General features: G+C 66.1%; 18 protein-coding genes. 9 read left to right on the top strand and 9 right to left on the bottom strand.

All coding sequences use genetic code 11. The features are described from left to right. Positions 1-285: 285 nt before the first annotated feature. Positions 286-990: a hypothetical protein gene (locus ACQR1D_RS27095; RefSeq protein WP_434874658.1), complete on the top strand. Its 705-nt coding sequence runs from the start codon at positions 286-288 to the stop codon at positions 988-990. A 159-nt stretch (positions 991-1,149) separates the two neighbouring features. Here ACQR1D_RS27095 and ACQR1D_RS27090 read toward each other — a convergent pair whose 3' ends face one another. Then, positions 1,150-1,572 carry a hypothetical protein gene (locus ACQR1D_RS27090; RefSeq protein ID WP_316217346.1) on the bottom strand — a complete coding sequence of 141 codons (423 nt, stop codon included), beginning with the start codon at positions 1,570-1,572 and terminating at the stop codon, positions 1,150-1,152. A 335-nt stretch (positions 1,573-1,907) separates the two neighbouring features. Between ACQR1D_RS27090 and ACQR1D_RS27085 the strand changes: the two genes are divergently transcribed. Further along, positions 1,908-3,206, top strand: coding sequence for a TadE/TadG family type IV pilus assembly protein (locus ACQR1D_RS27085; protein ID WP_434894192.1), 1,299 nt, complete (start codon positions 1,908-1,910; stop codon positions 3,204-3,206). A 7-nt stretch (positions 3,207-3,213) separates the two neighbouring features. On the opposite strand, the gene mdoH is transcribed toward ACQR1D_RS27085, so the two are convergent. Then, positions 3,214-5,352 carry a glucans biosynthesis glucosyltransferase MdoH gene (mdoH, locus tag ACQR1D_RS27080; protein WP_434894193.1) on the bottom strand — a complete coding sequence of 713 codons (2,139 nt, stop codon included), beginning with the start codon at positions 5,350-5,352 and terminating at the stop codon, positions 3,214-3,216. Beyond that, the gene (locus ACQR1D_RS27075; RefSeq protein ID WP_434894194.1) at positions 5,340-6,845 is read right to left on the bottom strand and encodes a glucan biosynthesis protein G; all 1,506 of its coding nucleotides are present in this window, start codon (positions 6,843-6,845) and stop codon (positions 5,340-5,342) included. Before ACQR1D_RS27075 ends, mdoH begins: the two co-directional genes overlap by 13 nt. Positions 6,846-7,436: 591 nt before the next feature. Between ACQR1D_RS27075 and arsA the strand changes: the two genes are divergently transcribed. Then, positions 7,437-9,206, top strand: coding sequence for an arsenical pump-driving ATPase (gene arsA, locus ACQR1D_RS27070; RefSeq protein ID WP_316178099.1), 1,770 nt, complete (start codon positions 7,437-7,439; stop codon positions 9,204-9,206). A gap of 814 nt (positions 9,207-10,020) precedes the next feature. Here the strand turns inward: arsA and ACQR1D_RS27065 are convergent. Next, the gene (locus ACQR1D_RS27065) at positions 10,021-11,466 is read right to left on the bottom strand and encodes a helix-turn-helix domain-containing protein (RefSeq protein ID WP_315802757.1); all 1,446 of its coding nucleotides are present in this window, start codon (positions 11,464-11,466) and stop codon (positions 10,021-10,023) included. Positions 11,467-11,661: 195 nt separating this feature from the next. Between ACQR1D_RS27065 and ACQR1D_RS27060 the strand changes: the two genes are divergently transcribed. Together ACQR1D_RS27060 and ACQR1D_RS27055 are read left to right on the top strand one after the other, a co-directional pair. Then, complete coding sequence (locus ACQR1D_RS27060) at positions 11,662-11,868, top strand: DUF4170 domain-containing protein (RefSeq protein WP_006612464.1); 207 nt, start codon at positions 11,662-11,664, stop codon at positions 11,866-11,868. 234 nt (positions 11,869-12,102) lie between these two features. Then, entirely contained in the window at positions 12,103-12,651 is a 549-nt protein-coding gene (locus ACQR1D_RS27055; protein ID WP_315802758.1) for a hypothetical protein, read from the top strand. A 15-nt stretch (positions 12,652-12,666) separates the two neighbouring features. Here the strand turns inward: ACQR1D_RS27055 and ACQR1D_RS27050 are convergent, their stop codons facing one another. After that, complete coding sequence (locus ACQR1D_RS27050) at positions 12,667-13,551, bottom strand: metallophosphoesterase family protein (RefSeq protein ID WP_434839093.1); 885 nt, start codon at positions 13,549-13,551, stop codon at positions 12,667-12,669. A 131-nt stretch (positions 13,552-13,682) separates the two neighbouring features. On the opposite strand from ACQR1D_RS27050, the gene ACQR1D_RS27045 reads away from it, so the two are divergent. From ACQR1D_RS27045 to ACQR1D_RS27035, 3 genes are all read left to right on the top strand, one after another. Next, on the top strand, positions 13,683-14,204 hold the full coding sequence (locus ACQR1D_RS27045) for an NUDIX domain-containing protein (RefSeq protein ID WP_316178103.1): 522 nt from the start codon (positions 13,683-13,685) through the stop codon (positions 14,202-14,204). A gap of 50 nt (positions 14,205-14,254) precedes the next feature. Next, positions 14,255-15,187 (top strand): glycosyltransferase family 2 protein, encoded by a 933-nt coding sequence (locus ACQR1D_RS27040; RefSeq protein ID WP_315802761.1) that lies wholly within the window; start codon positions 14,255-14,257, stop codon positions 15,185-15,187. Positions 15,188-15,265: 78 nt separating this feature from the next. Beyond that, complete coding sequence (locus ACQR1D_RS27035; protein WP_434839092.1) at positions 15,266-16,438, top strand: M20 aminoacylase family protein; 1,173 nt, start codon at positions 15,266-15,268, stop codon at positions 16,436-16,438. Between the two features lie 16 nt (positions 16,439-16,454). Here the strand turns inward: ACQR1D_RS27035 and qhpR are convergent, their stop codons facing one another. The 4 genes from qhpR to ACQR1D_RS27015 form a co-directional block, all read right to left on the bottom strand. Further along, a complete protein-coding gene (gene qhpR, locus ACQR1D_RS27030) occupies positions 16,455-17,516 on the bottom strand; it encodes an AraC-like transcriptional regulator QhpR (protein WP_434839091.1) in 1,062 nt (353 codons plus the stop codon). A 148-nt stretch (positions 17,517-17,664) separates the two neighbouring features. Beyond that, positions 17,665-19,071 carry an ethanolamine permease gene (eat, locus tag ACQR1D_RS27025; protein WP_315802764.1) on the bottom strand — a complete coding sequence of 469 codons (1,407 nt, stop codon included), beginning with the start codon at positions 19,069-19,071 and terminating at the stop codon, positions 17,665-17,667. Further along, complete coding sequence (eutC, locus tag ACQR1D_RS27020; protein ID WP_315802765.1) at positions 19,064-19,846, bottom strand: ethanolamine ammonia-lyase subunit EutC; 783 nt, start codon at positions 19,844-19,846, stop codon at positions 19,064-19,066. Before eutC ends, eat begins: the two co-directional genes overlap by 8 nt. After that, positions 19,843-21,243 (bottom strand): ethanolamine ammonia-lyase subunit EutB, encoded by a 1,401-nt coding sequence (locus tag ACQR1D_RS27015; RefSeq protein ID WP_434839090.1) that lies wholly within the window; start codon positions 21,241-21,243, stop codon positions 19,843-19,845. The genes eutC and ACQR1D_RS27015 overlap by 4 nt, the downstream gene beginning before the upstream one ends. Before the next feature lie 250 nt (positions 21,244-21,493). On the opposite strand from ACQR1D_RS27015, the gene ACQR1D_RS27010 reads away from it, so the two are divergent. Beyond that, on the top strand, positions 21,494-22,006 hold the full coding sequence (locus ACQR1D_RS27010; protein ID WP_434839089.1) for a GNAT family N-acetyltransferase: 513 nt from the start codon (positions 21,494-21,496) through the stop codon (positions 22,004-22,006). Positions 22,007-22,167 lie beyond the last annotated feature (161 nt).

The following is a 22,167-nucleotide window of genomic DNA, read 5'->3' as shown; positions in this document are numbered from 1 at the left end:
GAGGCCGGCCAATGCCGCCGACTTGTGCGCGCGACATTAACCACGCCGGATCGAGTCCGCGCGCAAAGATCGGCACTTAAGTCTGAGTTTAACGGATGGCCCTTGAAATGGCAGGCCAGAGCAGAGGCGCGTCTCGTGCGCGGGAGAGTCGTCAGGAGCGGAAAAGTGAGAGCGCTTTGTCTCGGCGCGTTGGCCGTCGTTTCAACCTTGGCGCTGGCCGGCTGCAGCCACCAGGTCACGCCGCAGGTGGCATCGTCTTGCGTCGATCTGAGCGGAAGGCCATGCGTGGACGGTCCCGTCGCCGACCAGTCGCCGCAATCATTGGAGCCTATCACCACGATCCACAAGCCTGCGGTCGCGCGCCGCGCGGCTCTGCAGCGCAAGCACGCCCGTGCCGCAAAGCGCCGGGTCAAGTCGCAAATCGTCACCGCCAAGCCGGCTGAGAAGCCGACTGAAAGGCCGGTTGACAAACCGATCGAGAAGCCGCTCGCGGCGCCGGCGCGAACGCCGCGGCCCGGTTCGCCTGCGCCGGCTGACGGAGCACCTTCGCCGGTGATCAAGACCCCCGCCGCCACGACGGACACGCCGAGTCCGGCCAAGGTCCAGAACGACGTCATGGTGGCTGCGGTGACGGTGGCCGCCGAGCTCGCCGAGCGGATGACCGCGCTGCGTGTCCCCGAAGGACCCGGCGAAAGTCCTCTCGTCGCTGTGCTGCTGGCGCGTCCCACCGTGCGTGGCGTAGGCGATCTCAGCGGCAAGGTGATCGCGATCGACGAGCGCTATGCCAAGTCCAACGCGAAGATCACCGCGGCCATGAATGCGGCCGGTGCGACGGAGGTGCTGCTGCTGGAAGGGCAGGCCACCGCGATCACCCGGTTGAACAATGGCGAGGTGAGCGCGGCCGTGGTGGCCCTGGTCTCGCCCGAGGCCGCGGAGGCGTTTCCGAAGATCGCGGGCTTTCGCCTGTTCTCTGTCGTCCTGAAGCCGTAGCTTCACGATGAGTATGAACATCTGCTTGGCACATGCCAAACCAGCACCTTCATGCAGTCATCCGGACAGATTGTTGCGGAGGCAAGTCGAAAGGCCCGGCGAAGGTTGTTGTCGAGGGCGCAATCTTGCGGAGGGAGGCTCCCACGTTCGGAGCCCGGCTCAAGCCTTCTTGGCGGCCTTCTTCGGCGCGGCCTTCTTCGGTGTGGGCTTGGCTGGATCGTTCCCGGCCGCCTTGCTCGTCGCCTTGCCGCCTTGCGGCTTGGCCGCCGCACCGTCGGCCTTCTTCTCCGGCTGCTTGGTCTCCGGCTTCCTGGGCAGCTCCGCGGCGGCGGCCTGGCGCATCGCGCGGGCGTAGCTGTCCGCGACGTTGTCGGCGGAGATCAGGAGCCGTCGGGCGGCGGCATTGGCCTGCTCGACCGCCTCGCGCGCGAGCAGCTTGAAGCGCTCCTTGGCGTCCTTGTCCTTGGCCTTGACGGCCATGCCGTTGAAGCGGTCCTTGCGCTTTTTCGCCGCGGCCAGAATGGCCTTGTTCTGCTGCTTGGCCAGTTGCCGGATCACGGCATCAAGATCGGCATCCGCCATCGTCGTCCCCAACTCCCCCAGAGAATCAGCGCGCCCCGGCGCTGCAAACCGCGCGGACTATGCAATCGGCGCAGCCGCTTTGCAATCGGGGTACCAGAGGAGGGGCGCCGCGCAGATCGGGCGGGCGGGCGGACGAGACCCGTCCGTCATTCGGTGTCGTGCCGGCCCACGAAAACCGTCCGCATGGCGGTCATGTCGCTTCGAGTGGTGCATCGACACCGCTTACGACAATCGGAAACGCAACGTAACGAATTCTCTGCAATTCCATCAATTCCAATGCAACGGTTGATCCGCAACATCCTCGGCAACATCACCGTGTTTGTTGGAGTGTGGCCGTGCTGGCCGGAAATAGATACCTCACGCTATTGTCGCGGTTCCGTCGTGACCAGAGCGGCAACATCGCGATCATCTTCGCGCTTGCCCTGCTCCCGATCCTCGCCTTCGTCGGCTCGGCGATCGACTATTCGATGGCCGTGCGCGCCAAGGCGAAGCTGTCGGCTTCGATGGACGCCGCGATGCTGGCTGCGACTGGCTATACCGCCATGCGCGGCGCCGCGTCGGACGCCAAGACGGCGGCGACCAACATGTTCAACGGCCAGATGGCGGCGCATAATCTGGCAGCGGACTCGCTGAACATCGATATCAGCGATAGCGTCACCGCGCGGACCGTGACCGGCAGCGCCAGCGTGGTGGTCAAGACGGCCTTCATGCACATGTTCGGCTACCCGACCATGACGGTCTCGGCCTCGTCGTCGGCTTCGGCCTCGTTCCCGACCTACATGGACTTCTACGTTCTGCTCGACAACTCGCCGTCGCAGGGCCTCGGCGCAACGACGGCCGACATGACGACGCTGCAGAATGCGACCTCCGACAAGTGCGCCTTCGCCTGCCACGACACCTATACGTCGAGCACGAAGAAGACGCTGCAGACCAACAGCTATTATTCCATCGCCAAGAAGAAGGGCGTGACGATGCGAATCGACGTCGTCAGGTCGGCGACGCAGTCGCTCACGGACACCGCGACCGCCAGCCAGGTCGTCAGCAACCAGTACCGCATGGCGGTCTACAGCCTGGGCAGCGATTGCGGCTCGCTCGGCCTCACGACCATCGCCAGCCTGTCGTCGAGCATGTCGTCGGTGAAGTCGTCGGTCGGCTCGCTGGACCTGATGACGATCCCCTATAGCGGCTACAACAACGACATGTGCACCGATTACGACGGCGCGATGTCCGCCATGAACGGCGTGATCCCGACGCAGGGCGACGGTTCGTCGACCAAGCCGCAGAAATGGCTGTTCTTCGTCGCCGACGGCGTCGCCGACTACTCCTACCCGACGACGTGCAGCAAGACGGTGCTTTCCGGCGGACGCTGCCAGGAGCCGCTGAACACCGCGACCTGCACCTCCCTGAAGGCGCGCGGCATCAAGATCGCGGTGCTCTATACCACCTATCTCGCGATCACCAACAACAGCTGGTACACGACCTACATCGCCCCGTGGCGCAGCGACATCGGCAACATCATGAAGTCTTGCGCCAGCCCCGGCTACTACTACGAGGTGGATTCCAGCGGCAGCATCGGCGCCGCTTTGACCGCTCTGTTCCAGCAGGCGATCGCCTCGGCGCATCTGACCAAGTAGCCCCGGCTCATGCCTCGGAGGCCGGCAGCTTGACGAGCCGCTCGATCGTGGTGCGATCGTTGAGCACGGCGAGCGTTTCGCGGCGGGAGAGGAAGTCGATTGCGTCGCTGAAGCAGGCCGCGTCGGCAATCCTGGCCTTCGCCGTCGTCAGCTCGACATCGATGTCGCCCGGCTCGCGCCGCCGCGGCACGGGCAGGGCATCGACGTGCTGCCGCCGCAGCTCGGCATTCCGCTGCAGCGCGACCAGCGCGGCCTCGCGGCGAGGCTCGGGCTCACCGGCAAGCTCCCGCGCCCGCATCAGCACGCGCGGCGGCGTCCGGTCCTCGGGCGTCACGAACAGTCCGGCCCCGGCGCTACGGCCGCCCGTCAGAACGCCGATCGGGATCGACAGCACGAGGCCGGCGATGACCGGCGACATCCAGGCGAGCAGGGGCAGCGACACCGCATAGGCGCTGGCAGCCATTGCGAGGCCGCACAGGGTGGGCAGCGCGAACTTTCGGTAGATCTCGTGCCGGCTCACGCCGCCGTCGCTGCGGCGCTGCACCTGCCAGCCGGCGTCACGCCCGAGCAGGATCTCGATCACGGCGATCGACTGGAAGATCATCATCGATGGCGCGATCAGCGCCGCCAGCACGGTCTCCGCCAACACCGCGACGCAGAGGCGCAGCCCGCCGCCGAAGCCGCGGCGCCGCGCCGGCGTGAACAAGGTCGCGAGGCAGGCGAGCAGCTTCGGCACCATCAAGAGCCCGAGGGTCGCGGCAAAGACCTGGGCGGCGAGCACCGGATCCTGCGCCGGCCAGCTCGGAAACAGCGCAAAGCCCTTCGGGAAATATTCCGGGCGGACGAAATTGGCCTGCAGCGAAATCAGGATGCCGAGCACGAGGAACGCGAACCAGAGCGGCGCGGTGATGTAGGCGCCGATGCCGATCAACAGGTGCAGCCGCGACACCCAGTGCAGGCCGCGCGCCGGCAGCACCGCCAGATGCTGCAGATTGCCCTGGCACCAGCGTCGGTCGCGCGCGGCGTGATCGATCAGCGAGGGCGGCACTTCCTCGTAGCTGCCGTCGAGGTCGACCGTCATGTAGATTCCCCAGCCGGCGCGGCGCATCAGCGCGGCCTCGATGAAGTCGTGGCTGAGAATATGCCCGCCGAACGGTTTTCGCCCGCGCAACTCCGGCAAGGCCGCGTCCTGCGCGAACGCGGCGATGCGGATGATGGCGTTGTGGCCCCAGTAATTGCCTTCTGCGCCGTACCACCAGGCATTGCCGGCGGCGATGACGGGTCCGTAGAGCCGGCCGGCGAATTGCTGCAATCGCGCGAACAGGCTGGTGCCGTTGACGATAACGGGCAGGGTCTGGATCAGCGCCGCCTGAGGGGCATGCTCCATCGCGTGCGCCAGCCGTACCACGGTCGCGCCGCTCATCAGGCTGTCGGCGTCGAGGATGATCATGTGATCATAGGCCGCGCCGAAGCGCCGTACCCACTCGGCGATGTTGCCCGCCTTGCGGGCGACATTGTCGGCGCGGTGCCGGTAGAACACGCGATCGGTGCCGCAGGCCTCGCGCAGCGCCAGGAACGCAGCCTCCTCGCCGATCCAGATGTCGGGATCGGTGGTGTCGCTGAGCAGGAACCAGTCGAAGCGCTCGGCCTGACCGGTCTCCGCCACGGACTCGATCATGGCGCGCAGCCGCACCATCACCGCACCCGGATACTCATTGTAGGTCGGCAGCAGCATCGCCGTGCGGCTGGAAAGATCCGGCAGAGGGCCGTCGACATCGATGGCGATCGTATCGCGACGGCGTGCGAACATCAGGCAGAAGCCGGCCAGGGCCGACATGAAAGCAAAAGCGATCCAGGCGAGCAGGATCGAGAACAGCACCAGCACCATGCCTTCCAGCACGGTCACGCCGCCGACCTCCACCACCTCGTACATTTTATAGCAGCCCGCCAGTGTCAACGCGGCCGTGCCGGCGAAGATCAGCGCGCGGCGCACCGCGATGCGCGGTCCGCTCGTGACCGCCTGTCGCGCCGCCGGAACGTGATGCAGCGGCGACGGCTCCATCGTGAGCGGCGCTTCTGCGGGAAGGAAGCCGGTGAGCGCCGAGCGATGAGGCGCGTGCATATGCCTTGAGGCTACGGCGTCCATCGGTAGATCCAGCTCTCGGAGACGAGCTTGTCATTGGCGGTCAGCTCCGCGCGCAACTCGACCGGTGCGCCATTCACGGCACATTGGAAGCTCAGGCGCCATCCGCCCGTCTCGGGGTTGGGCTGCGTGACGATGTTGCTCACCTCCGCTTTGTCGGCGCTGACCACGCCTTTCACCTGGCCCGGATCGAGCTCCTTCAAGGCGTCTCCCTCGAGCTCCAGCACGAACAGCCGGCCTTCGCCGTGAACGCCGACGCCGGTGCGGGTGAAGCGCGCCAGCGCGTGCGGCTTCGGCGCGTCCTGTCCCCAATGCAGGCGATAGGTCATGTTGTGCTCGCCCTTGGCGGCGAGCGGCGTCTTCGGCCGCCAGAATGCGGCGATGTTGTCGTGGATCTCCTGCTTGGTCGGAATCTCGAACAGCACCACGGCGCCTTCGCCCCAGTCGCCGATCGGCTCGATCCACAGGCTCGGCCGCCGTTCGAAATGCGATTCCAGATCCTGATAGGCGGCATAGCTGCGCTCGCGCTGCATCAGGCCGAAGCCGCGCGGATTGAGGTCGTTGAACACGCTGACTTGCAGGTCGCGCGGATTGCTCAAGGGACGCCACAGCTGCTCGCCCTTGCCGTTGAACATCGCAAGCCCGTCGGAATCATGCACCGCGGGTCGGAAGTCGTCGGCCTCGTTGCGGTCGTTCGGTCCGAAGAAGAACATGCTGGTCATCGGCGCCAGCCCGGCATGGCCGATCTCGACGCGCGGGTACAGCGAGGCCTCGACGTCGAACACGGTGGTCTCGCCGGGACGAATGGTGAAGCGGTAGGAACCGGTCGCGCTCTTGCTGTCGAGCAGCGCGTGCACCACCATCGCGGTGGCGCCCGGCGTCGGCTTCTCCAGCCAGAACGCCTTGAAGACGGGGAATTCCTCGCCCTTCGCCTCGCCGGTGTCGATGGAAAGTCCCCGCGCGGAGAGACCATAGATCTCACCCTTGGCCACCGCGCGAAAATAGCTCGCGCCGAGGAACACGCAGACCTCGTCATAGTAGTCCGGCCGGTTCATCGGCGCATGGATGCGGAAGCCGGCGAAGCCGAGGTCGGCCGCCGGGAACGCCGCGACCTGCTGGCCGAATGCGAAGTCCTCGGGACGATAGGCCACGGGCCTGGCCTGTCCGTCCGCAACCTCGTAGATGTCGACCCGGTCCTTGTAGATCGAGCCGCGATGGAAGAACTGCGCCTGGAACGGCAGGTCGTCGCCGCGCCACAGCGCGTGGTCCGGCAGGAAGCGGATCGAACGATAGGCATCGTAGTCGAGCTTCGCCAGCGCGTCCGGCAGCTTGTCGTCCGGCGCGGCGAATGGCTTGGCCGCGAGGGCGCGTGCGAGGTCGCGCACGGTGGCTGCACTGAACGGCTGAGCCGCAGGCGGCGCTGCGGACGCGCTCCGCGCCAGGGACGCGGCGACCGGGATCGCAGCCGCAGATTGAATGAACTGACGGCGATTCAACTTATTCTCACTCTGTTGCGTGGAACTGCGGAGCAACCCTTCTGGAGGCCTCCGGTTCCACCGCAAGCCAACAAGAGGCGGCTTTGGAGTTCCGACCTGCTGAATGCGCCAACGGCGATCCGTCCGGCGCGTGCAGAGCATGTGCGCGGCGTTCTGAACGCAGCGTGAGCGACGGTCCCGCGTGACGGACATGGAGCCGAGACGTGAGCATTCGACCTGCTCGCGTCAGCCACAGCAATTTTGCTTCTCGTGTCTTACGCCGGAAGGTGCGGGGCTACATCCAGGGCTGGGATCTTCCACGTCCTGACTCGCACACGGCGGCTGCCGCAATGCCGACGATGGGTGCGCTTCCGCAACACGATTGTTGATCCATCGCAACAAGGTTTCCAGCCGGGGCTCTACGAATCGACTGGTCTGCGGCAACCGATCAAGGCACGAAAAGGGACCATGATTGGTGACCCGAAAGGACGTCGAAGTCGGTTTAGCACTCCGCGCCAAGTTCATGCACCGAATCGAGCGAACGCCGGCGAGAAAAATCTTACCGACTCCCGGGTCGGCAATGCCGCACACGATCACTTGGAAGGGATTTGAATGCTTCGATTGCGCGCGCTGAACGCTCCGACGCCCTTTCTCTTTTTCACTGGCAAGGGCGGTGTGGGCAAGACGTCGCTCGCTTGTGCGACCGCCATCAGTCTCGCGGACCGTGGATTGCGTGTTCTTCTGGTCAGCACCGATCCTGCGTCGAACCTCGACGAGATGTTGGAAGTTGAACTAACTGACAGCCCGGTGCCGGTGCCGAACGCGGCAAGGCTCTTCGCGATGAATATCGACCCTGAGGCCGCAGCCGAGAGCTACCGAGCTCGCGTGCTCGAACAGCTCGAGCCCACGGTGACGGATCAGGAGAGATCGACCATACGCGAGCAGCTTTCCGGCGCATGCACCACCGAGATTGCCGCATTCGACGAGTTCGTCGGATTGCTGGACGGGGACAGAGCGGGTTACGACCATATCATCTTCGATACGGCCCCGACCGGCCACACCTTGCGGCTTCTGAGCCTGCCGAAGGCTTGGACCGGTTTCCTGAAGGACAACGACCGCGGAGCATCGTGCCTCGGCCCACATTCGGGTTTGAAGATGCAGGAGGATCGTTTTCGACAAGCGCTTCAAGCGCTGGGCGATCCTCGGCGGACGACCGTGGTCCTGGTGACCCGCGCCGACCGGAGTGCAATCCGGGAGGCGGCGCGAACGTCGAGCGAACTTGATGCACTCAACCTCTCCAATCAGACACTCGTCGTGAACGGACGCTTTCACGCCACTGACCCTGCCGACGCGGTCGCAAGCGCACTCGAGCGGGATCAGGATGAGGCGCTCGCCTCGATGCCGGATTCGCTGCGAAAGCTGCCGCGGGACGACGTCCCATTGGTTGGGTTCGACATTGTGGGTCTCGCGGCGCTCAGGGCCGTGTTGTCGTCGTCCAGTCCACGGCTTGAGACGTCGACTGGCGAGCAAGTCGGAGTGCCGGTCGGCCTGCAGGGCCTCGACCGTTTGGTCGATGACATTGCTCACCGCAATAGCGGCCTCATCATGGTCATGGGCAAGGGCGGCGTCGGGAAGACGACGGTTGCCGCTGCCATCGCTGTCGGCCTTGCGAGACGCGGACATGCCGTCCATCTCAGCACGACCGATCCAGCGGCCCACGTCACGGATGTCGTTGATGCCGCGATGCCCGGGCTGACGGTGGATCGGATCGATCCTCGGCGCGAGACGGAGCGCTATGTCGCGAAGATACTGGCGAGCCGTGGCCGCGACCTGGATGAGCAGGGCAAGGCGCTCCTGCTTGAGGACCTGGCTTCGCCCTGCACGGAGGAAGTCGCCGTTTTCCATGCCTTCTCGCACGTGGTTGCGGAAGCCCGGAGCGCCTTTGTGGTGCTCGATACGGCGCCGACCGGTCATACTCTGCTCCTGCTCGATGCGACCGGGGCCTATCATCGCCAGATGACGAGCCAATTGGAGCCGAGCGCCGCTGGCCGGCTGATCACGCCGCTGATGCGATTGCAGGATTCCAGCTACACGCAGATCATCCTGGTGACCCTGCCGGAAACGACGCCCGTTTCGGAGGCCGCCGCTCTCCAAGAGGACCTGCGGCGCGCCGGCATCGAGCCGTTCGGTTGGGTGATCAACAAATGCCTCGCCGCCTCCGGAACTCGCGATCCCCTGCTGCAAGCGCGGATTGCCAGAGAGCGGACCCAGATCGCTCGTGTTCAGGACGGCCTGGCCAAGCGCGCTTTCATCATGGGGTGGCGAAGCAGGCCTCCTGTCGGCATCGAGGAGCTGGAGGCCTTATCGATACCGAGTTCTTGATCACGTTCAGCTCCAGCGCGATCTGGTCTCCTCCCCTCGCGTCTCTTGTTACGCGACCCCGCCCGCCCGTCGGGCAAATCGGCCGCGCATATTTGTTGGATTTGCGGCGCGCGCTACCGGCTCATGGCCTGTCGAGCTGTCAATTCCGTGTGCGCCGATGGACTGATTTCGTCAGCGAGTTCAGCTGGATCACTCGTGTCCAGTCCTATCGGCAAAAATATTGCTGTTTCCATTTTTCAGAATTTGATGTTCACTCCGCTTGTCCCGCCTCGATCTGAGGGGCGTTTCGCGGTCGTCACGAGCGTTGGGTGCGGGATGCGATGGGCGTATCGAACTGCAGCGCGAGCGATCGTGCCGACGAACGGTTCGATGCGCACGGTCAAGCCGTGTGGTCCTGATCTCCCGGTGCTGAGATCAAGTTTGCGCCTGCGATGGCGCTGATGACAGGGGCAAGACAGCCGGTCCCTGGGGAGAGCACGGAGTAAGCCGTAAAGCCATCGCGCGGGGAAGGCCGGGATGTCCCAGCCGAACCTGTGGTTCCTGCCCCGTGCATTTTTTCCGCACGGGGGCCATGGGGGCGGCGAGCTCCCGGTCTTCCCTGCGCCCTCTATGTTCAAAGTGGGCAAACTAACAGAAAAGCTCGGGCGCAGATGCGCCGCGAGGAGGTGACTGCATGTCTCTCCGCACCGGATATCCGAGCTTCACGTGTCTCCGCGTGACGTGTGCTCGCGTCCGTGCGTTGTTTTTTCAGTGTCATTGCGAGAGCGGGGCTACACACTCCGCCCCCGGAATGACGGAGGCGAGAGTGGAGCCCTCACAACTCCCTCGCATTGCTGAACGCGAACGAGCTGACGCGCCGGGTGGTCTCATCCAAAATCAGCGTCCGCGTGATCGGCGGCTCGGCGCGCTGGGCGCAGTTCTCGCGCTCGCAGAGACGGCAGTTGACCCCGATCGGGGTGCCCTCGGCCGTCTCGAGATCCATGCCGGCGGCGTAGACGAGGCGCGACGCGTGGCGGATCTCGCAGCCCAGGCCGATCGCGAAGCGTGGCTGCGGCAGCGGATGCGGCGCCACCGGCCGGCGGACCATCTGGGCAATCGAGAAATAGCGCGAGCCGTCGGGCAGCTCGATGATCTGCTTCAGCAGCCGGTCCGGCGTGTCGAAGGTCGAGTGCACGTTCCACAGCGGGCAGGTGCCGCCGAACTTGGAGAACGGGAAGGTGCCCGACGAGAAGCGCTTGGAGACGTTGCCGGCATTGTCGACGCGCAGCATGAAGAACGGAATGCCGCGCGCGTTCGGGCGCGACAGCGTGGTGAGGCGGTGACAGACCTGCTCGAAGCCGGTGTTGAAGCGCTGCGCCAGCACGTTGATGTCGTAGCTGAGCGCCTCGGCAGCAGTGAGGAACGGTGCGTAGGGCATCATCACGGCGGCGGCGAAATAGCTCGCGAGTGTCATGCGGTAGAGCCGGCGCGAGGTGTCGTCGAGCGCGCCGGCGCGGCCGATGATGATCTCGAACTGTGGGAGGCATTCGGCCATGCCGAGTTGGACTGCGAGCTGGAAGGTGCGGCCGGGCCCGTCGACCAGCTCGGAGATCAGCAGCTGACGCCGATGGCGGTCGTAGCGGCGCAAGGTCTCGCGCATGACGTCGACCGGCATCACACGGGTCTGCACCGAATGTTTTTCGCGCAGCCGCGCGGCGAGCGCGGCATAGAGTCCTTCGGCCGGGACGTCGAGCGCGTCGCGCAAGGCTTCGGCCTGCTGCTCGAGCTCGGCGAAATAATTGCGGTTGGCCTCGATCAGGTCGCGCACCCGCTCGATCGGGTTGGCTTCGAAGCGGGCGCCGTCGTTGCGGTCGGCCATCTGCGCCGCCACCAGGGTCTCGCCGCGCCGGGCCTCGGCGTAGGCCGCGTACAGCCGCTGCAGCGCATGGGTGACGCCGGGGCAGAGCTCGGCAAGGTCGCGCAGCTCCTGCTTGGGCAGCTCGATCTGCCGGAACAGCGGATCGGAGAAGATCTCGTTGAGCTCGGCGAAGAAGCGGTCCTCGTCCGCGGTGGCGAGATCGCGCAGATCGAGATCATAGGCCTCGGCCAGCCGCAGCAGGATCTGGGCCGAGACCGGGCGCTGGTTGCGCTCGATCAGGTTGACATAGCTCGGCGAGATGCCGAGGCCCTCGGCGAGCTGGGTCTGGGACAGCCCGAGCTGCTGGCGGATGCGCCGGAAGCGGGGCCCGACGAACAGCTTCTTTCCGGACTCACCGGGCATCGCGATCCCCTCATGGCCGACCGGCCTTCGGATTGTGACAAAATTTACAAAATGACATTTATGACAAGTGATGATGTTACATGACATCACCATTCGAAAACAAGGCCTCTATACGAAGCTGCCGGTTTCGCGTTTATCTCCTGTCACGCAATTCGCAATGCACTGTCAAAGTTGTGACGGTTGAAGGAGGGTCTCATGACCAGCAATTTCTGGGTGATCGGCGGCGAGTTCGGCTCGATGAATTTCCACAAGCTGGTGGAAGGCTCGGCCCAGGTGAAGGGGCCGTTCAAGTCGCGCAAGGAGGCCGAGGACTGCTGGCGCGAGGTGTCCGAGGAGAACCGCCACAAGGCCGGCGTCCGCTTCTCGATCGTCGAGGAGCCGCAGCGCGCGCCGGCGGCCTGATCGCTGGGAAGGAATGCATTGCCGGGTATTTGATTAAGCTCGAGGAAAGAGCCCAAGGACGGGGCGGTCTCAGCCGGGTCATGCCGGAGGAGGCCGCCCACGTCCGTTTCGTGGTTACGCCAGCGTGCTTATAACCCATTGAAGATGAAAGGGGATTGCAGAATACTGGGTTACTGCTACGTTAACACGGTGGGAACCTGGCGAAACCAGGGCCGAACCGTGAAAGCGTGACCGATGTCCGAGGCCGCCGACAGCAGCACTGAAGCCCGCCCCGTGCGCCTGCGCGAGGCGCTGCGCCAGGCCCGGATCGAGGCCGCAGACCGAACGGGCGTGGTGGTCGACCTGCGCGACGCCGAGGTGGCGCGGCTCGAAATTCTCAACGACGCGCTGGACCCGCTGTTCGCGGAGATCCCGAGCCAGCTCGATCTGTTCGATCGCGGCATCAGCCAGGGCGAGACGCCGCGGCTGTGGATCGACGTCGTCGCCCACGTCGTGATGGGGCGTGACAAGCGGCAGTATCGCTTCGTGCAGGACACCCGAAACGGCCGCGTCGTGCTCGCCGAGTCGCACGACATCGCGGCGATCGTGAAGGCCGTCACCGACTACGTCGCCCGCCGCATGGTCGAGCGCGAGCGCGCCTTCAGCGTCGCAAGGGCTCAGGCGAAGACGAGCGCTGAGGCGCCGCGGCGGCGCGGTGGGGTCTGGCCGTTCGTGCTCGGCTTCGTGCTCGGCGCGCTGTCGCTGTTCGGCGTCGCATTCTATGCGAGCCTGCAGCAGATCTGACGGCGTGGCCGCGCCTCAAAGCAGGCGGACCTCGCGGATCTCGCGCACCCGCAGCGCCTCGTTGACCGCCCGCACCCTCATGTCGCAGCGCCAGTGATTGCCGTCGCTGCTGATGGCGAACATGTTGTAGGCCGCGGCCGGATAGTGGCCATGCGCCATCGACGACGCCGAGGGCACGCCGACGACCGGGATCTTGCGCTCCGGGCCGTCGATCCAGATCGTCGAATGCACGTGGTCGTGGCCGTGCAGGATCAGCTCGACGCCGTGGCGCGCGAGCAGCGCGATCAGCTTGCCGGCGTCGGTCAGCCGCTTCATCCGGTGGGCCGAGCGCAGCGGATGATGCACCAGCAGCACGCGGAACAGCTGCTCGTGGGCCAGCGATTCGAGCATCTGCTCCAGCGCGGCGAGCTGTGCGCTGCCGAGCCGTCCCGTCGCCATGAACGGCGCCGACGGCACGGCAGAGGACAGGCTGATCAGCGCGAGCGGCCCGCGCCGGCGCAGCGACGGGAACGTAGCCGGTCCCTCGGCATCGCCGCCGAAATAGTCGGCAAAGCTCTCGGCGAAGCGCAGCCGCGTCGAGCGCACATAGGCGTCGTGATTGCCGGGAATCGCGGTGACCTTGTCCGGCGGCCCGACTGTCCGCAGCCAGGCCCGGGCGAGCGGGAATTCCGATTCCAGCGCGAAATTGACCAGATCGCCGGTGACGGCGATCTGGTCCGGCATCTGCGCATGCAGATCGGAGATGAGCAGATCGAGGATGTCGCGGCGGTGATATTTGTAGCGATTGCGCGTCCAGTTGAGATAGCCGAGTGCGCGCTTGCCGGCGAGCTCCGACAGGCGCGGCTTGTGCTGGGGGGCGAGGTGCGGGTCGGACAGGTGGGCGAGGGTGAAGGCAGCCATTACGCCCCTCGGTGCCGATGGCGGATGCAGGCGCGCCCAGCAGATGTCATCTCGTGCTATCCCTCGTGATGCCCCGGCTCTCATGACAAGCCCCGCCTGCGAGCGCAAGAACAACCAGGACGACGACAGCGATGACGACACATCTGAGCCGGCTGCGGATCCGGTTCGAGCCGGTGCTCCGGCGCGGCTTCCACCTCTATTGGCGCTTCGCCCGCGGCATGACGCTGGGCGTCCGCGGCGTGGTGCTGGATGCCGAGAACCGCGTGTTCCTGGTCCGGCATGGCTATGTCTCGGGCTGGCACCTGCCGGGCGGCGGCGTCGAGGTCGGCGAGACGTTCATCGAGGCGCTGACGCGGGAGCTGTTCGAGGAGGGCCGGATCGCGCTCGAAGGCGAGCCGGAGCTGCACGGCATCTTCCTCAACAGCCACGTCTCGCCGCGCGACCACGTCGCCGTCTTCGTTATCAAAAGGTTCACGCAGGACCGGCCGCCGGAACCGAACCTCGAGATCGTGGAGACCGGCTTCTTCGCACCGGACGCGCTGCCGGAGGGAACCACGCTCGGCACGCGGTCCCGCCTGCGGGAGGTGCTGGACGGCGTTAAGGTCATTCCCACCTGGCGGCCGGAACAGCGCGTTGTCGCCGGATCATTATGAATTTCTGCACCGAATGAGGGCAGTCTCCCGTCCCTGGGGGAGAGGGGTCGATGAGTTCAGCTTCGATGCGGATCGCCGTGCTGGTGCCCTGCTACAATGAGGAGGCCGCGGTCGCCACCGTGGTCCGCGATTTCAAGCAGGCGCTGCCGACGGCCACCGTCTACGTCTATGACAACAATTCCAAGGACCGCACCATCGAGGTCGCGCGCGCGGCCGGCGCCGAGGTGCGCAGCGAGCGGCGGCAGGGCAAGGGCCACGTCGTCCGGCGCATGTTCGCCGATGTCGATGCCGACATCTACGTGCTGGTCGATGGTGACGCGACCTATGACGCGCCGAGCGCGCCCGGCATGATCGCGCGTCTCGTGAGCGAGCGGCTCGACATGGTGGTGGGCCTGCGGGTCGACCAGGAGCAGGCCGCCTACCGCATGGGCCATCGCACCGGCAACTGGATGCTGACGAGCTTCCTTGCCGAGGTGTTCGGCCAGGCCTTCAAGGACATCCTGTCCGGCTACCGCGTGTTCTCGCGCCGCTTCGTCAAATCCTTCCCCGTCCTCTCCGACGGATTCGAGATCGAGACCGAGCTGACCGTGCATGCGCTGGAGCTGGCGCTGCCGGTCGCCGAGCTCGCGACGCCATACTACGCGCGGCCCGAAGGCTCCGTCTCCAAGCTCAACACCTGGCGCGACGGCTTCCGCATCCTCGGCACGATCCTGAAGCTCTATCGTTCGGAGAAGCCGCTGCGCTTCTTCAGTGCGATCGGCATCTTCCTCGCGCTGGTCTCGATCGGCTTCGCGATTCCCATCTTCGTCACCTATATCGAGACCGGGTTGGTGCCGCGGCTGCCGACCGCGGTGCTGTCGATGGGCCTGATGATCATGGCGCTGCTGTCGGCCTCCTCGGGCCTCGTGCTCGACACCGTCACCCGCGGCCGCCGCGAGATGAAGCTTCTGGCGTACCTGTCACACGCCCCGATCGAGGGCTGATGCGGGCGAGAGCTTGTGTCCATCCGCCGTTCCGGTCATGGTTCGGGCGTCACCGTCCCGAACGAGAACACCGCCTCCATGCCCATCCTGAACAGCATCGCCGCGCTCACCGACGACATGGCCGCCTGGCGCCATGATTTCCATGAACATCCCGAGCTGATGTACGAGGTGCACCGCACCGCCGGCATCGTCGCCGAGCGCTTGCGCGAATTCGGTTGTGACGAGGTGGTGACCGGCATCGGACGCACCGGCGTGGTCGGTGTCATCCGCGGCCGTCGGACCAGCTCAGGTCGCACCATCGGCCTGCGCGCCGACATGGACGCCCTGCCGATCGAGGAAGCCTCGGGCGTGCCCTATGCGTCGAAGACGCCGGGCCTGATGCATGCCTGCGGCCATGACGGCCACACCGCGATGCTGCTCGGCGCCGCGAAGCATCTCGCCGACACCCGCAATTTCGACGGCACGGCGATCGTGATCTTCCAGCCGGCCGAGGAGGGCGGCGCCGGCGGCAAGGCGATGGTCGACGATGGGCTGATGACCCGCTGGGGCATCCAGGAGGTCTACGGCCTGCACAACGCGCCGGGCGTGCCGGAGGGCGTGTTCGCACTGCGGCCGGGTCCGATGCTGGCGTCGTCGGATCAGCTCGAGATCACCGTGCACGGCAAGGGCGGCCACGCCGGCGCCGGTGTTCACAAGGCGGTCGACAGCGTGCTGATCGCGGCCCACATCATCACCGCGCTGCAGTCGATCGTGTCGCGCAACGTCGACCCGGTCAAATCGGCCGTGATCTCGATCTGCATGGTCGAGGCTGGCAAGGCGATGAACGTGATCCCCGAGACGGTCGAGCTGAAGGGCACCGTGCGCACGCTCGATCCCGAGGTGCAGGACCTGGTCGAGCGCCGCATCGCCGAGGTCGCCGACGGCATCGCCCGCACCTATGGCGGCGCCGCGACGACCAAGTACACGCGGCTCTATCCGATCACGATGAACCACGCACGCGAGACCGTGATCGCCGCCGACGTCGCGCGTGACGTGGTCGGAGCGGAGCGCGTCGTCGACAATGCGCCGCCGCTGATGGGCGCCGAGGACTTCGCCTTCATGCTGCAGGCCCGCCCCGGCGCCTTCGTCTTCCTCGGCATGGGCGACGGCAAGGACTGCCACCATCCGGCCTATCGCTTCAACGACAACATCCTCGGCCATGGCGCCTCCTATTGGGTGCGGCTGGTCGAGAAGACGATGCCGGCAGATTGATGCCGGTGGCGCGGCTTTAGCTGCGAGCCGTCGCCTGCAATGACCGTTGGCGCCAATGCCGCGGGCTGCAGCCGGTCCAGCGCGAGAACGCGCGGGAGAAGGCTGAGGCTTCGGAATAGCCGAGCAGGAAGGCGACGTCGCCGAGCGGCAGATGCGCTTGGCGCAGATAGTGGCGGGCGAGGTCGAGCCGCGTCGCCTCGACCAGGTCGGAGAAGGTGGCGCCGAACTCGGCAAGCCGGCGCTGCAACGTCCAGGGCGTCATCGTCAGCGCGTCGGCGACCTCCTCGAGATGAAGCGCGCCGGCCGACAGCCGCCGCCGGATCTCGCCACGGACCAGATCGAGGAACGCCGGCGTGCCGCAGGAGCCGGCGACGCCGGCGAGATCCGTCGTCAGCCGCTGCAGGCGCGAAAGATTGGCCAAGGGCATCGCGCGGTCCAGGCCGCGGTCGCGAAACACCAGCGCATTGGTGCCTTGTGACCAGCCGACGTCAGCATCGAAGGCTGCCTCATGGTCGCGCCAGGCGGCGGGCCGGGCATGTTCGAACAGCACCATGTCGGGCGCCCAGCCCGATGGCAGGCAGGCGCGGAAGACGTTCGCGAACATGCCCATGGTCAGCTCGGCGTCCTGCCGGCGATCGACGATCGAGCCGTCGAGAATGCGATATTCGAGCCGCAGAAGGCCGTCGTGGCGCGTCAGGCGGGTTTCGGTCGCCTGCTGATGCCAGGGAAACCACAGCGCGAGATGCTCGATCGCCGAGCCCAGCGTCGGCGCCGCCAGCGCGATCTCGCCGATCAGGCCGAGCATCCGCGGCTGGTAGCGTTGGCCGAACCAAAGGCCGAAATTGTCGTTGCCGGTCTCCTGTGCGGCGTCTTCCATCATCGCGACATAGTCGGCGAGGTCGAGCGCGCGGCGGGTCTCGCCGAGGCAGCTGGCATCGATGCCGATCCGCTCGAACACCGCTTCCGGACGGCCGCCTGTCTGGGCGATGAAATCAGCGACGCCGGTGGCCGCGGCGGCCAGAATGTTGCGGCTCCGATCGCGCGGATGCTGGCTTTCGGCTGTCGGATGCTGTGCCATGAAATCCTCACCTTTGAGGAAATGCGCCGTTGTTTCACACCTCGTAGTTATGCAAGTCACGTGCCTGCCGGAGCGGCCATTCATGACCCCTCCGCGCAATCACATGGCGCGGAGGGTCCTCGATCGAGACTGTCGCGATCCGGCCGGATCAGTCGGCCATGGCGCGGGCTTCGGTCAAGGCGATGTCGAGCAGGCTGTCGTTCGCCGCCATGCTGCGCTTGCCGGCGGTCAGACGATAGAGCAGCAGGCCGGCCGCGAACAGCACCACGAAGGCCGCGAACACCTGCAGATTGAACCAAATCATCGTGAGCAGCGAGAGCGTCGCACAGACCAGCGCCACGGCCGGAAGCACGGGATAGATTGGCGCCTTGAACGGCCTGATGAGATGGGGCTCGGTGGCCCGCAGGCGGAAGAGAGCGGCCATGCTCATGATGTACATCACGAGCGCGCCGAATACGCTCATCGTCACGATGTTCGCCGTCAGCGTCTGTCCGGCGAACTGAATCAGCTCGTCGGAGTAGATCGCGGCGATGCCGATCACGCCGCCGGCAAGGATGGCCCAATGCGGCGTGCGGCAGGTCGGGTGCAGCGCGGCGAGCTTGGCCGGCAGGAAGCCGGCGCGCGACAGCGCGAAGATCTGCCGCGAGTAGCCCATGATGATGCCGTGGAACGAGGCGATCAGTCCGAACAGGCCGATCCACACCAGCATGTGCAGCCAGCCGGAGTTCTCGCCGACCACGATCTTCATCGCCTGCGGCAGCGGATCATTGATGTTGGCGAGCTTCGACCAGTCGCCGACGCCGCCGGCCATGATCATGGTGCCGAAGGCGAGCACGACGAGCGTTAGAATCCCCGCGATGTAGGCGAGCGGAATCGTCTTGGTCGGATTCTTGGTCTCTTCCGCGGCCATGGCGGCGCCTTCGATCGCCAGGAAGAACCAGATCGCGAACGGGATCGCGGCGACGATGCCGCCGATGCTCGCCAGCGAGAACGAATTCTCGCCGGCCCAGCCGTTGGCGGCGAAATTGGCGAAGGAGAAGCCGGGCGACACGACGCCCATGAACACCAGGAGCTCGGCGATCGCCAGCACGGTGACGAACAGCTCGAATGTTGCGGCGATCGATACGCCTGCGATGTTGAGGGCCATGAACACCAGATATGCGCCGAGCGCGGCGGTCTTGGGCGACAGCGCCGGAAACTGGACGTTGAGATAGGCGCCGATGGCGAGCGCGATGGCAGGCGGTGCGAACACGAACTCGATCAGCGTCGCGAAGCCGGCGACGAAGCCGCCGAGCGGGCCGAAGGCTCGGTAGGAATAGGCAAACGGACCGCCGGCATGGGGGATTGCGGTGGTGAGCTCGGTGAAGGAGAAGATGAAGGTCGTATACATCACCGCGATGAAGATCGTGGTGATGAGGAAGCCGAGCGTGCCGGCCTTGTCCCAGCCGTAGCTCCAGCCGAAATATTCGCCGGAGATCACCAGCCCGACCGCGATGCCCCACAGATGGAGTCCGGTCAGGCTCTTCGAAAGCGTCGGCTTGGCCTCGTCACTCATGTCCATTCGCTCCTGTCGGCTTGTGATGGGTGATTTGTGTTGTTGGTTGTGTCGTCGCGATCGCGGCGTCCGGCGCCGCCTCCTTGAGGCCGATGCCGGTGACGCCGATCCGCAGCGCCTCGCGCACCAGCCAGGCCAGCTTGTCGGCGGCGCGCTCGGCGGAGAGCCCGTGGCCGTGAATGTTGGACATGCAGTTGCGGGCACTGTCGCGCAGGCCCGGGGCCGGGTGCAGCGTCAGATACACACCGAGGGAATCCGCGGCCGACAGACCCGGACGCTCGCCGATCAGGACCGCCACGAGCCGGGCGCGCATCGCGGCACCGACATCGTCACCCAGCGCCACGCGCGCCTGCGAAGCCAGCACGATCGGTCCGATGGACAGGCCCGTCAGACGCGCCTCGGTGGCGATCACGACAGCGGCGGCATGGCTTTCGACCGCATCCGCCGACAGCCCGTCAGCAATGATGAAGACGAGATCGTATGGGCCTGATGGCAGCCGCGACGCTTCGCCCGTGGCGAGACGGCGGCCAAGATCGGGCCGGCGCAGATAGCTGGCGCGGTCCGGCGCTGCGCTCGCGACCTTGATCACCTCGCGCGGCGCGAGCGCGCCGGCGATGCCGTCGAAATCGACCTTGCCCCATACGGCATCGCGCGCGCGCGCATGCGCCATCTGGAATTCCAGCTTCGCCGCCGTCGGAAGCCCGTCGCCGGCGCGGCCGAGCGCGACGCGGGCACGCGTCATCCTGCGCAGCAGGTCGAACGGATCGTCCCTCATGCCCGCGCCCCCTGGCCGATCAGCCGGGCTACGGAAGGCGCGCTGCCCGGCAATGGCGGCACGCGGCCGCTGTGGTCGAGGAGACCCATCCGCGCCAGCCACGCCTCGAACTCCGGCGCCGGGCGGCGGCCGAGCAGATGCCGCAGCCGCATCACGTCGTGATGCGACAGGCTCTGATAGTTGAGCATGATGTCGTCGGCGCCGGGCACCGCGATCAGGAAGTTGACGTTCGCCGCCGCAAGCAGCAGCGCCAGGTCGTCCATGTCGTCCTGATCGGCTTCGGCATGGTTGGTGTAGCAGACATCGCAGCCCATCGGCACGCCGAGCAGCTTGGCGCAGAAATGATCCTCGAGGCCGGCGCGGATGATCTCCTTCGCGTCGTAGAGATATTCAGGACCGATGAAGCCGACGACGGTGTTGACCAGCAGTGGCGAGAAGGCGCGCGCGACGGCATAGGCGCGGGCCTCGACGGTCTGCTGGTCGAGGCCGTGATGGGCGTCGGCCGACAGCGCCGCGCCCTGGCCGGTCTCGAAATACATCACGTTGTTGCCGACCGTGCCGCGCTTCAGCGACAAGGCTGCGTCCTGGGCCTCGGCCAGCAGCTTCAGGGTCACGCCGAAGCCGGCATTGGCAGCCTCGGTGCCGGCGATCGACTGGAAGACGAGATCGAGCGGCGCGCCTTTCTCGATCGCCTGGATCGAGGTCGTGACGTGGCTCAGCACGCAGGACTGCGTCGGCACCTCGAATCTGAGCCTGAGATCATCGAGCATCGTAAGCAGGCGGATGCAGGCCTCGACATTGTCGGTCGCGGGATTGATGCCGATCACCGCATCGCCCATGCCGAACAGAAGGCCGTCGAGCGTGCCTGCGGCGATCGCCTGGGGATCGTCGGTCGGATCATTCGGCTGCAGCCGCGACGACAGCCGCCCCTCCAGGCCGATCGTGGAGCGGAAGCGGGTCACGACCCGGCATTTGGCGGCGACGGCGACGAGATCGCCATTGCCGCAGAGCTTGGAGACCGCGGCCACCATCTCCGGCGTCAGTCCCGGCGCGAGGGCGGCCAGCCGGCCGGCATCCGCCTCCCAGGACATCAGCCATTCGCGCAATTCGCCGACGGTCAGCGATGCGACGGGCGCGAATGCGGCGGCATCGTGGCTGTCGAGGATGAGGCGCGTGACCTCGTCGCTCTCATAGGGAATCAGCGGCTCGTCGAGGAAACGCCGCAGCGGCACGTCGGCGAGCGCCATCCGCGCTGCAACCCGCCGCGCGGCACTGTCGGCTGCGATGCCAGCCAGCTCATCGCCGGACCGGCGCGGCGAGGCGCAGGCCAGCAGCGTCTTGAGATCATCGAACACATGAGTTTCGCCGCGACGGCGCGACCTGAACGCACCCGTCATCTTCGACCTGCTGCTCGTGTTGCGTCAGAGCGGTCCAAGCGGCCGCGACGGCGACCACAACGCTCATGACCTGGGACAGGTTAAGCGAGGGCAGCTCCGGAAACTTGACATCTTAGCACAATCTTCGGTCATGCCGCGCGAATGCTCAGAAAATTAGCATCGGTGCCCCCCGGAGCAGGAGAATGCTGTCAACACGTGGACGGCCCGCCCATGGACCGCGCCGCTCCAGAATGCTATCTCGCCACCCCACATGAGTGACCTGTCCATTACGATCTCCGCCGAAAAGCCGGGCGACGCGCAGGCGATCGAGCGGCTGCATGAGCGCACCTTCGGCCCCGGCCGCTTCGTGCTGAGCGCCTACCGCTTACGCGAGCATGTCGATCATCTGCTCGCATTGTCGTTCACCGCTCATATCGGCACTTTGCTGGTCGGCTCGGTGCGGCAACTGCCGATCTGCGTCGGCGACACCAAGGCGCTGATGCTCGGGCCGCTGACGGTCGAGCCGCCGTTCCGCAAGCACGGCATCGGCCGCATGCTGATGGAGCGTTCGGTCGCGGACGCGCGGGCGCAGGGCCACCGCTTGATACTGCTGGTGGGCGACGCGGCCTACTACACACGCGTCGGCTTCAAGCCGGTGCCGAGGGGCAGGGCGATCATGCCGGGACCGGTGGATTACAACCGGCTGCTGGTGAACGAGCTGATCGAGGGCGCGTTCGAGGGCGTCGAGGGCGCGATCCGGCCCGATTGGGATTACGCGAAGTAGGTCGAGAGGAAGCTCGCACGGCGTGCACGGTGCGCTCCCTCTCCCCGTTCTTCACGGGGAGAGGGTTGGGGTGAGGGGCAGCCACCATTGGCGCTAACTTACCATTTTGCTGCCGGAAATGGATGATTCCTCGGTCGAGTGACTGACGAATCGCTTTCGAA

This window comes from Bradyrhizobium sp. HKCCYLRH2047 (assembly GCF_051168175.1).
Taxonomy (GTDB): Bacteria; Pseudomonadota; Alphaproteobacteria; order Rhizobiales; family Xanthobacteraceae; genus Bradyrhizobium.
Note: the sequence above shows the minus strand (reverse complement) of the source record. Positions and strands in the feature narration are given on the sequence as shown.

Coding starts and splice junctions, on each gene's coding strand:
- ACQR1D_RS27035 (WP_434839092.1), top strand. CDS start 15,266: ATGCCCATCCTGAACAGCATCGCCGCGCTCACCGACGACATGGCCGCC.
- eat (WP_315802764.1), bottom strand. CDS start 19,071: ATGAGTGACGAGGCCAAGCCGACGCTTTCGAAGAGCCTGACCGGACTC.
- ACQR1D_RS27055 (WP_315802758.1), top strand. CDS start 12,103: ATGTCCGAGGCCGCCGACAGCAGCACTGAAGCCCGCCCCGTGCGCCTG.
- ACQR1D_RS27015 (WP_434839090.1), bottom strand. CDS start 21,243: ATGACGGGTGCGTTCAGGTCGCGCCGTCGCGGCGAAACTCATGTGTTC.
- qhpR (WP_434839091.1), bottom strand. CDS start 17,516: ATGGCACAGCATCCGACAGCCGAAAGCCAGCATCCGCGCGATCGGAGC.
- ACQR1D_RS27040 (WP_315802761.1), top strand. CDS start 14,255: ATGAGTTCAGCTTCGATGCGGATCGCCGTGCTGGTGCCCTGCTACAAT.
- ACQR1D_RS27090 (WP_316217346.1), bottom strand. CDS start 1,572: ATGGCGGATGCCGATCTTGATGCCGTGATCCGGCAACTGGCCAAGCAG.
- ACQR1D_RS27010 (WP_434839089.1), top strand. CDS start 21,494: ATGAGTGACCTGTCCATTACGATCTCCGCCGAAAAGCCGGGCGACGCG.
- ACQR1D_RS27065 (WP_315802757.1), bottom strand. CDS start 11,466: ATGCCCGGTGAGTCCGGAAAGAAGCTGTTCGTCGGGCCCCGCTTCCGG.
- mdoH (WP_434894193.1), bottom strand. CDS start 5,352: ATGGACGCCGTAGCCTCAAGGCATATGCACGCGCCTCATCGCTCGGCG.
- ACQR1D_RS27045 (WP_316178103.1), top strand. CDS start 13,683: ATGACGACACATCTGAGCCGGCTGCGGATCCGGTTCGAGCCGGTGCTC.
- ACQR1D_RS27050 (WP_434839093.1), bottom strand. CDS start 13,551: ATGGCTGCCTTCACCCTCGCCCACCTGTCCGACCCGCACCTCGCCCCC.
- eutC (WP_315802765.1), bottom strand. CDS start 19,846: ATGAGGGACGATCCGTTCGACCTGCTGCGCAGGATGACGCGTGCCCGC.
- arsA (WP_316178099.1), top strand. CDS start 7,437: ATGCTTCGATTGCGCGCGCTGAACGCTCCGACGCCCTTTCTCTTTTTC.
- ACQR1D_RS27060 (WP_006612464.1), top strand. CDS start 11,662: ATGACCAGCAATTTCTGGGTGATCGGCGGCGAGTTCGGCTCGATGAAT.